Annotated in this window: 3 protein-coding genes, 1 tRNA gene and 1 rRNA gene; 4 read left to right on the top strand and 1 reads right to left on the bottom strand. The window is 69.2% G+C overall.

What is annotated here, in order from left to right; all coding sequences use genetic code 11:
- From rrf to ACIF9R_RS19720, 3 genes are all read left to right on the top strand, one after another.
- Positions 1 to 88: ribosomal RNA gene (gene rrf / locus ACIF9R_RS19730) — 5S ribosomal RNA — on the top strand; the annotation flags it as partial.
- 99 nt (positions 89 to 187) lie between these two features.
- Positions 188 to 874, top strand: a complete 687-nt coding sequence (locus ACIF9R_RS19725) for a DegT/DnrJ/EryC1/StrS family aminotransferase (RefSeq protein WP_399981516.1) — start codon at positions 188 to 190, stop codon at positions 872 to 874.
- Between the two features lie 77 nt (positions 875 to 951).
- Positions 952 to 1,024: transfer RNA gene (locus ACIF9R_RS19720), tRNA-Thr, on the top strand.
- A 62-nt stretch (positions 1,025 to 1,086) separates the two neighbouring features.
- Here the strand turns inward: ACIF9R_RS19720 and ACIF9R_RS19715 are convergent.
- Entirely contained in the window at positions 1,087 to 3,723 is a 2,637-nt protein-coding gene (locus ACIF9R_RS19715; protein ID WP_399981514.1) for a SpoIIE family protein phosphatase, read from the bottom strand.
- 534 nt (positions 3,724 to 4,257) lie between these two features.
- On the opposite strand from ACIF9R_RS19715, the gene ACIF9R_RS19710 reads away from it, so the two are divergent.
- Positions 4,258 to 9,735, top strand: coding sequence for a HAMP domain-containing protein (locus ACIF9R_RS19710; protein ID WP_399981511.1), 5,478 nt, complete (start codon positions 4,258 to 4,260; stop codon positions 9,733 to 9,735).
- Positions 9,736 to 9,829: the final 94 nt, after the last annotated feature.

Raw genomic sequence — 9,829 nt, 5'->3', positions numbered from 1 at the left:
CGGTTACATTCCGAACCCGGAAGCTAAGCCTTACAGCGCCGATGGTACTGCAGGGGGGACCCTGTGGGAGAGTAGGACGCCGCCGAACAATCATTCAAAGGGTTGGACCCGGAACTTCGATTCCGGGTCCAACCCTTTTTTGTTGGGCGTCACGTGAAGTTCACGTTGCGCAACGAGCATCCCTCACATGGGTACTGCTGCACTGCTCAGGGCCGCCGGAGTCGGCCTCGGTGACGAGGTCGTCGTACCTGCCTTCGGCAACGTGGAAGTCGCCGAGGCCGTGATGACGGCCGGGGCGCTGCCGGTCTTCGCCGACATAGACCCGGCGACCTACTGCCTGGAGCCGGCCGCGGTGGAGGCGGCCACAACTCCGCGGACGGCTGCCGTCGTTGTCGTCCATCGTTTCGGCCGGCCCGCCGATCTCGGGCGGTTGCACGACCTCGGCCGACGGCACGGGCTGCTGGTGCTGGAACAGCGGGAGCCCGAGCAACTCGAGGCGCCGTACGAGGAGATGGCTCAGCGGCGTGAGCGGGCCGCCTTCCTCGACGCAAGACTGAGGGGCGTGCGCACGCCCGAAGGCGGCGTCGGGCACACCTATCAGCAGTACGTCGTACGCGTGCCGGGGAACGGACGGCCCGACCGGGACGCCTTCGCACGGGCCGTACGGGCCAGGGGAGTTGAGTGCCGGATACCGGTGAAGACACCTGTGCACCGGCTGCCCGGATTCCGGCAGTGCGTGTCCCTGCCCGAGACCGAGCGGGCCGCCGACGAAACCCTGGCGCTTCCGGTGGATGCCTCCTTGACCAAGAGGGAAATGCAGCGGATCGCGTCCGCGTGCAATGCGCTGGGCGGGCTGCTGCAACCGGCGCTCTGAGCGCGGTTGGGAGCACGGTCGCGTTCGGGGTATGATCTATCCCGTTGCCGCGAGGGAAGCCTCGTAAGAGGCAACAGGCCCCTATAGCTCAGTCGGTAGAGCGTCTCCATGGTAAGGAGAAGGTCAACGGTTCGATTCCGTTTGGGGGCTCGTGCAGAAAGGCCCCGCCCCTTCGGGCGGGGCCTTTTTTCTGCCCTCGGGCAGGGCATCCGCTAATCCTTGTGCGGGACCGGCAGGCGCATGGCCAGAATGGCCATGTCGTCGGACGGCGCGTCGGAGGCGAAGCGTTCCACGGCGCGCATGATGCGGGCCGCCACCGCGCCGGCCGTCAGGCCCGTACAGGTCGTCAGGACCTCGGCGAGGCCGTCGTCCCCCAGCATCCGGGGGCCCTCACGGCGCTCCGTGACGCCGTCGGTGACGCAGAGAAGCACATCGCCGGGATCGAGGGTGACCGTCTGCTCGTACAGCTCCAGGTCCTCCAGCACACCGAGGAGCGGCTGGGGGTCGGCGGCCGGCTCGACCGTGCCGTCCTGGCGGAGACGGAGCGGAAGGGGATGGCCGGCGCAGACCACCTTGAGTTCCGCGCTGCCGTCCTCCTGGGGGCGCATCTCGCCGTAGAGGAGGGTGAGGAAGCGGCTGCGGGCGCCCTCGTCGAGGATGGCGGAGTTGAGGCGCTCCAGCACCGCCGGGCCGCTCAGACCTTCCCGGGCCAGCAGGCGGAGCGCGTGCCGGGCGAGGCCGGTGACGGCCGCCGCGTTCGGTCCCGTACCGCAGACATCGCCGATGGCGAAGCCATAGGCGCCGTCGCTGATCGGGAACAGGTCGTAGAAGTCGCCGCCGACCTCATTGCCCTCGCCGGCCGCGCGGTAGATGACCTCCACCTCCACACCGTCGATCGTCGGCAGCTCCGGCGGCAGGAGACTGCGCTGAAGGGACTGGCTGATGGCGGTGCGCTCGGAGTAGAGGCGGGCGTTGTCCAGAGCCAGGGCGGCCCGCCGGGAGAGGTCTTCGGCGAGTTCCAGTATCTCCTGGCGGAAGTGCTCGTCGGTCGGCTTGCCCAGCGTCAGCATGCCGATGACGCGGTTGCGGGCGACCAGAGGAAGGACCACCGTCTCGCCGCCGACCGCGGAGGCCGTGGCGAGGGTCGGGCCGATGCCCGTCGTGATCCGGGTCGGGCCGCCACTGAGGCCGAGACTGCGCATGGAGGTGCGCAGGGCAGCCTGGTGGGCGACCTCCGCCGGCGCCGACCAGACACGGGCGCCGGGGGTGGGGACCGGGTCGGGCGGGGCGATCTTCGACAGCAGGGACTTGATGCCGTCGATCAGCTCCTCGTCCTCGTGGAGCACGTAGGAGAGATAGGGCTCGGAGGCCTGGTCGGCGATCGTGTAGACGGCGCACCACGTGGCGAGGGTCGGAACCGTCATCTGGGCCATCAGGGCCAGGGTCTGGTCCCGGTCGAGCGTGCCGGCCAGCAGGTCGGAGGCCTCCACCAGGAAGCTGAGCGAGCCGCGGCGCAGCCGCTCCAGTTCACCCAGGCGGGCCGACTCGACCGCGAGCGCGATACGGTCCGCCGCGAACTGCAGGCGCAGTGCCTCCTCGTTGGAGTACCGGCCGGGCGCCTCGGCGGCGACGCCGAGGGAGCCGGTGAGGCGGCCCTCGACCTTCAGCGGGACGGTGACGACCGAGCGCATGCCGGTGCTGTTGAGAAGGGGCACCGCGCCGGAGACGGCGGTGAGGTCCTCGTGGACGGCCGGCATGCGGGCGGAGCCGTAGCGGCCGGGGCCCGCCTCGACGGGGACGCGGGCGAAGCGCTGGCGGGCCGAGGGGAGGCCGGTGGAGGCGCGGACTTCCAGTTCGGTCTCGTCGTCGGTGGCGAGGAGCAAGAAGGCGGAGTCGCCGTCGAGCATGTCACGGGCGCGTTCCACCGTGCGCTGGAGCAGGCCGTCGAGGTCGTCCGGTGCGGGGGAGCCGATGAAGACCTCGAACGGGTCGGTGCTCTGGCCCTCGGAGCCGCCGGACGAGTCGGACGCGGGACCGCGCAGGGGCGTCTGCAGAACCGCTCGTTCGTGGTCCCGTACGAGCAGACAGACCGTTGACGGTTCTCCCTGGGTGTCGCGGACCCGCAGGTGGGAGGCGTACACCGGGATGACCCGGCCGTGGGCGCCCCTGATGCCGTAGCTGCCCTCCCAGCGGGAGAGCTGGAGCGCGTCGGCGATGCCGGTGCCGGTGCCGGGCGTGTGCGGCCAGGCCGCGAGGTCGGTGAGCGGCTTGCCGGTGACCTGCTCGGCGGAGTAGCCGAAGAGCTCCTCCGCGTCCTCGTTCCAGGCGCTGATGGAGCCGGCCCGGTCGATCTGGACGACGGCCACCCGGACCCGGGTGTCGGCGAGCGGGAGAAGATGGGCGGGCAGGGAGGGGCCGGCGGACCGGGCGCCGACGGGCCGCTCGGGAAGGTCGAGCTGGAACCACACGGTCTTGTGGGTGGGTGTGTACTCCACGCCCCAGTGCCCGGCCAGCGCCGCGCACAGCTGGAGGCCGCGGCCGCCCTCGCGGTCGGGACTGCCCATATTGACGGGTGAGCCCTGGAGTGGGACCTCGCGCTCGGGATACCGGTCGGCCACCTCGATCCGCACGCCGTCGTCGCTGCGCAGACAGAGCAGGTCGGCGGAGGTACCGGCGTGCACGACGGCGTTGGTCACCAGCTCGCTGGTGAGCACCACGGCGTCGTCGACGATGTCGCCGAAGCCCCAGCCCTGCAGGGTGTCGCGGACGAAGGAGCGGGCGCTCGCGACCGATCGCCCGAGAGGCTCGAAGCTGGCGGCCGCGCGCGCGGTGATCACAGAACTCCCCATGTGTCGGCGGCCCCTGCCCCTCCATGCCCGATGTCCCGGCTCGCTCGGTACAGGGTAGTCGGCCAGGGGATCGGTGTTCAGGGGTATCCCCCCTGCGTCCATCGGAGAGATACCCCTGAACACCGACACGACGCTTCTCGCGTCACACGTCGGCTGAATGATCCTCGAGCGATTCGAGAGGCCGCCGGACCGGTGTGACGCCCGCGTGACCCTCGATGTTCCGCTCGCCCCGACGGTCCGCTGTTCGCCGGACCGGACTCCGTGCGGCGAAGGACAAGCCTTGGCCGGCTGCTCAACGAGGAGCGGCGTTGTGAGTTACGGTCATAGGTCGGCACGGTGGAACACTGGGCAGGCTTTCCTGTTGTACGTCCGGGTGGGGCGAGTACCGGCCGCCCCCGGTGGGCAGCAGCCGGAAAACGGTGCGGCACACGGGTCAGGCCGGGCGGCAGTACGGGAAAGCGGCATCAACCGGACCGCCGAGCGTGGTGGCATCCAGGAACAGCGGTAACGGTCGACCCCTGCGGGAGGGACACAGTGGAGTCTGGCGCAGCGACGCGGGGCACGAAGACGACGCGCGCGAAAGGCGGACAGTCCCTGAGCAAGCCGGGAAGGGCGCGGGGCGGGACCACCACGGTGGACACGGCCTCCCTGAACCGGTTGATGACGGCCCTGGTGGCGATGCGGGACGGCAACTTCCGCAAGCGGCTCACGGTGTCCGGCGACGGCGTGATGTCGGAGATCGCGGCGGTCTTCAACGAGGTGGCCGACCGCAATCTCCACCTGACGGGCGAGCTGGCGCGGGTGCGCCGCATGGTCGGCCGTGAGGGAAAACTCACGGAGCGGCTGGAGACGGGCGCCTCCCAGGGGTCCTGGGCGACCGCGATCGACCACTCGAACGCGCTCGTGGACGACCTCGTACGGCCGGTCTCCGAGGTCAGCCGGGTGCTGTCGGCGGTGGCCGAGGGTGATCTGTCGCCGCGTATGGAGCTGCGGACACAGGCGCCGGACGGGACGGGGCATCCGCTGCGGGGCGAGTTCCTGAAGGTCGCGCGGACCGTGAACAACCTGGTCGACCAGCTGTCGACCTTCACCGACGAGGTCACGCGTGTGGCCAGTGAGGTCGGTACCGAGGGCAAGCTGGGCGGCCAGGCCCAGGTGCGGGGGATGTCCGGTTCGTGGAAGGACCTGACGGACTCCGTCAACACCATGGCCGAGCGGCTGACGGCGCAGGTGCGCGACATCGCGCTGGTGACGACGGCCGTCGCGCGCGGTGACCTGTCACGCAAGGTCACCGTGCATGTCGAGGGCGAGATGCTGGAGCTGAAGAACACCGTCAACACGATGGTGGACCAGCTCTCCGCGTTCTCCTCCGAGGTGACCCGCGTCGCCCGCGAGGTGGGCACCGAGGGTGCCCTGGGCGGCCAGGCGCAGGTGCCCGGGGTGGACGGGGTGTGGAAGGAGCTCACGGACTCCGTCAACACCATGGCCGGGAATCTCACGGCGCAGGTGCGCGGCATCGCCGAGGTGACGACCGCGGTGGCCAGCGGTGATCTGTCGCGGAAGGTGACGGTACCGGCGCGCGGCGAGGTCGCCCAGCTCGCCGAGACGATCAACCAGATGACCGAGACGCTGCGGATCTTCGCCGACGAGGTCACCCGCGTCGCCAACGAGGTCGGGGCCGAGGGACGGCTGGGCGGTCAGGCGAACGTGCCGGGGGCGGCGGGTACGTGGAAGGACCTGACGGACTCCGTCAACACGGTGTTCCGGAACCTGACCACCCAGGTGCGGGACATCGCGGCGGTGACGACGGCGGTCGCCAATGGTGATCTGTCGCAGAAGGTCACCGTGGACGTGGCCGGCGAGATGCTGGAGCTGAAGAACACCGTCAACACGATGGTGGACCAGCTGTCCGCGTTCGGCGCGGAGGTCACGCGGGTGGCGCGGGAGATCGGCGTCGAGGGTGAGCTCGGCGGCCAGGCGCAGGTGCCGGGGGCGGCGGGTACGTGGAAGGACCTGACGGACTCCGTCAACACGGCGTTCCGCAACCTCACCGGACAGGTGAGGAACATCGCCCAGGTGACGACGGCGGTCGCCAACGGTGACCTGTCGCAGAAGGTCACCGTGGACGTCTCCGGCGAGATGCTCCAGCTGAAGAACACCGTGAACACGATGGTGGACCAGCTGTCGAGCTTCGCCGACCAGGTCACGCGGATGGCCCGGGACGTGGGCACCGAGGGCCGGCTGGGCGGTCAGGCGCGCGTGGACGGTGTGTCGGGCACATGGAAGGAACTCACCGACTCCGTCAACTCCATGGCGTCGAATCTGACCGGTCAGGTCCGCAACATCGCGCAGGTCACGACGGCCGTCGCGCGCGGTGACCTGTCGCAGAAGATCGATGTGGACGCGCGCGGGGAGATCCTCGAGCTGAAGAACACCATCAACACGATGGTGGACCAGCTGTCGAGCTTCGCCGACCAGGTCACGCGGGTGGCGCGCGAGGTGGGTACGGAGGGCCGCCTCGGCGGTCAGGCACAGGTGCCCGGGGTCGCGGGTGTGTGGCGGGACCTCACGGACTCCGTGAACGGCATGGCGTCCAATCTGACCGGTCAGGTCCGCAACATCGCCCAGGTGGCGACGGCGGTGGCGCGCGGTGACCTGTCGCAGAAGATCACCGTGGACGCGCGCGGGGAGATCCTCGAGCTCAAGAACACGCTGAACACGATGGTGGACCAGCTGTCGTCGTTCGCCGAAGAGGTCACGCGGGTGGCGCGCGAGGTGGGTACAGAGGGCATCCTCGGCGGTCAGGCCGAGGTGCAGGGTGTCTCCGGCACCTGGAAGGACCTCACGCAGTCGGTGAACGGCATGGCGAACAACCTGACCCTGCAGGTGCGCAACATCGCCGAGGTCACCACCGCGGTCGCCAAGGGCGATCTGTCGAAGAAGATCACCGTTGACGCCAAGGGCGAGATCCTCGAGCTGGTCACGACCGTCAACACGATGGTGGACCAGCTGTCGTCGTTCGCCGAGCAGGTGACCCGGGTGGCCCGTGAGGTGGGCACCGAGGGCATCCTGGGCGGTCAGGCGCACGTGCCGGGCGTCACGGGCATCTGGAAGGACCTGAGCGACAACGTCAACCTGATGGCCAAGAACCTGACCACTCAGGTGCGCAACATCTCGCAGGTCTCCGCCGCCGTCGCCAGCGGCGACCTGACGCGGCAGGTCAGCATCGAGGCGCGCGGTGAGGTGGCGCAGCTCGCCGACACCATCAACACCATGGTGAAGACGCTGAGCGCGTTCGCCGAGCAGGTCACCAAGGTGGCTCGTGAGGTGGGTACGGACGGCATCCTGGGCGGTCAGGCGCATGTGCCGGGTGTGGCGGGGACCTGGAAGGACCTCACCGAGTCGGTGAACGGCATGGCGTCCAATCTGACCGGCCAGGTGCGCAACATCGCCATGGTGACGACGGCCATCGCCAAGGGTGACCTGACGAAGAAGATCGACATCGATGCGCGCGGGGAGATCCTCGAGCTGAAGACGACCATCAACACGATGGTCGACCAGCTGTCGAGCTTCGCCGACCAGGTCACGCGGGTGGCCCGTGAGGTGGGCACCGAGGGGCAACTGGGCGGGCAGGCCCGGGTGCGTGATGTCGACGGCACCTGGCGGGACCTGACCGAGTCGGTCAACGAGATGGCCGGGAATCTCACCCGGCAGGTGCGTGCCATCGCGCGGGTCGCGACCGCGGTGACCCGCGGTGACCTGAACCTGAAGATCGATGTGGACGCGTCCGGGGAGATTCAGGAACTCCAGGACTACATCAACAAGATGATCGCCAACCTGCGTGACACCACGATCGCCAACAAGGAGCAGGACTGGCTCAAGGGCAATCTCGCCCGTATCTCGGCGCTGATGCAGGGCCGCCGCGATCTGGACGACGTGGCCTCGTTGATCATGAGCGAGCTGACGCCGGTGGTGTCCGCGCAGCACGGTGCCTTCTTCGTCGCGGTGCCGCTGGTCGACGGCGAGGACCTGACCGCCGCCGCCGACGACCAGTTCGAGCTGCGCATGCTGGGCTCGTACGGGTACTGCATGGGGTCCATGCCGACGTCCTTCCAGCCGGGTGAGGGACTCATCGGGACGGCCGCCGTGGAGAAGCGCACGATCCTGGTGGAGGACGCGCCCAGCGGCTATCTGAAGATCTCCTCGGGGCTCGGGGAGGCGCCCCCGGCGCAGGTGATCGTGCTTCCGGTGGTGTTCGAGGGGAAGGTGCTCGGCGTCATCGAGCTGGCGTCGTTCACGCCGTTCACGGCGATCCAGAAGGACTTCCTCAATCAGATCGCCGAGATGATCGCCACCAGCGTCAACACCATCTCGGTCAACACGAAGACCGAGCGGCTGCTGGCCCAGTCCCAGGAGCTGACCGAGCAACTGCGCGAGCGGTCGGCGGAGTTGGAGCAGCGGCAGAAGGCGCTGCAGGCGTCCAACGCCGAACTGGAGGAGAAGGCCGAGCTGCTGGCCCGGCAGAACCGGGACATCGAGGTGAAGAACACCGAGATCGAGGAGGCGCGGCAGGTTCTGGAGGAGCGTGCCGAACAGCTCGCGGTGTCCATGCGCTACAAGAGCGAGTTCCTGGCGAACATGTCGCACGAGCTGCGTACGCCGCTCAACTCACTGCTGATTCTGGCCAAGTTGCTCGCCGACAACGCCGACGCGAACCTGTCCCCGAAGCAGGTCGAGTTCGCCGAGACCATCCACGGTGCCGGGTCCGACCTGCTCCAGCTCATCAACGACATCCTCGATCTGTCGAAGGTCGAGGCGGGCAAGATGGACGTCTCCCCGACGCGTATCGCGCTGGTCCAGCTCGTCGACTACGTGGAGGCCACGTTCCGGCCACTGACCGCGGAGAAGGGGCTGGACCTGTCCGTACGGGTCTCCCCGGAGCTGCCGGCCACCCTGCACACCGACGAGCAGCGGTTGCTGCAGGTGCTGCGGAACCTGCTGTCCAACGCGGTGAAGTTCACCGACTCCGGATCGGTCGAGCTGGTCATCCGGCCCGCCCGTGACGACGTGCCGCAGGCCATCCGGGAGCAGTTGCTGGAGGCCGGTTCGCTGACCGACCCGGACGCGGACCTGATCGCGTTCTCGGTGAGCGACACGGGCATCGGTATCGCGGCCGGCAAGATGAGGGTGATCTTCGAGGCGTTCAAGCAGGCCGACGGCACCACCAGCCGCAAGTACGGCGGTACGGGGCTGGGGTTGTCCATCTCGCGGGAGATCGCCCAGTTGCTCGGCGGTGAGATCCACGCCCAGAGCGAGCCGGGCCGGGGCTCCACCTTCACGCTGTATCTGCCGCTGCACCCCAGCGAGCTGCCGCCGCACGGCTATGTCGCCCAGCCCATGCCGGCGCTGGAGGCCGGGGATCTGGTGGCGTCGGACGAGCCGGCCGCGGCGGAGCCCGAGGCGCCGGCGGAGGTGAAGCCGTACCGGGACGGCCGGAACGGGACGGCGGCGCTCTTCCGGCGCAGCCGCAGGATCACGCCCAGGCCGGAGCCGCGGCCCTCGGCCGAGCCGGAGCAGTGGCCGGGCGTGGAGCAGCAGGAGCCGGAGCCCCGGACGTCGCGCCGGAACATCCGCTTCGGCGGGCAGAAGGTGCTGATCGTCGACGACGACATCCGCAACGTCTTCGCGCTCACCAGCGTTCTGGAGCAGCACGGTCTGTCCGTGCTGTACGCGGAGAACGGCCGCGAGGGCATCGAGGTGCTGGAGCAGCACGACGACGTGGCGGTGGTGTTGATGGACATCATGATGCCCGAGATGGACGGGTACGCCACGACCACGGCGATCCGCCGGATGCCGCAGTTCGCCGGCCTGCCGATCATCGCGCTCACCGCCAAGGCGATGAAGGGGGACCGGGAGAAGGCGATCGAGTCGGGCGCCTCCGACTACGTGACCAAGCCGGTCGACCCCGATCACCTGCTGTCGGTGATGGACCAGTGGATGCGGGGGGAGTGAGGGCGGCGGCGTCCGGAGGGCGCGCGGACGGCACGCGAAGGTCGGTGGGTACCCGGAGATGCCGATGCGGTGCATGCGACGCCGTGTAGAAGGA

The sequence above is a fragment of the Streptomyces sp. NPDC086080 genome (assembly GCF_044540255.1).
Taxonomy (GTDB): domain Bacteria; phylum Actinomycetota; class Actinomycetes; order Streptomycetales; family Streptomycetaceae; genus Streptomyces.
Note: the sequence above shows the minus strand (reverse complement) of the source record. Positions and strands in the feature narration are given on the sequence as shown.

Bases quoted from the DNA above. Each gene is read 5' to 3' on its own strand.
- ACIF9R_RS19725 (WP_399981516.1), top strand. From the start codon at position 188: ATGGGTACTGCTGCACTGCTCAGGGCCGCCGGAGTCGGCCTCGGTGAC.
- ACIF9R_RS19715 (WP_399981514.1), bottom strand. From the start codon at position 3,723: ATGGGGAGTTCTGTGATCACCGCGCGCGCGGCCGCCAGCTTCGAGCCT.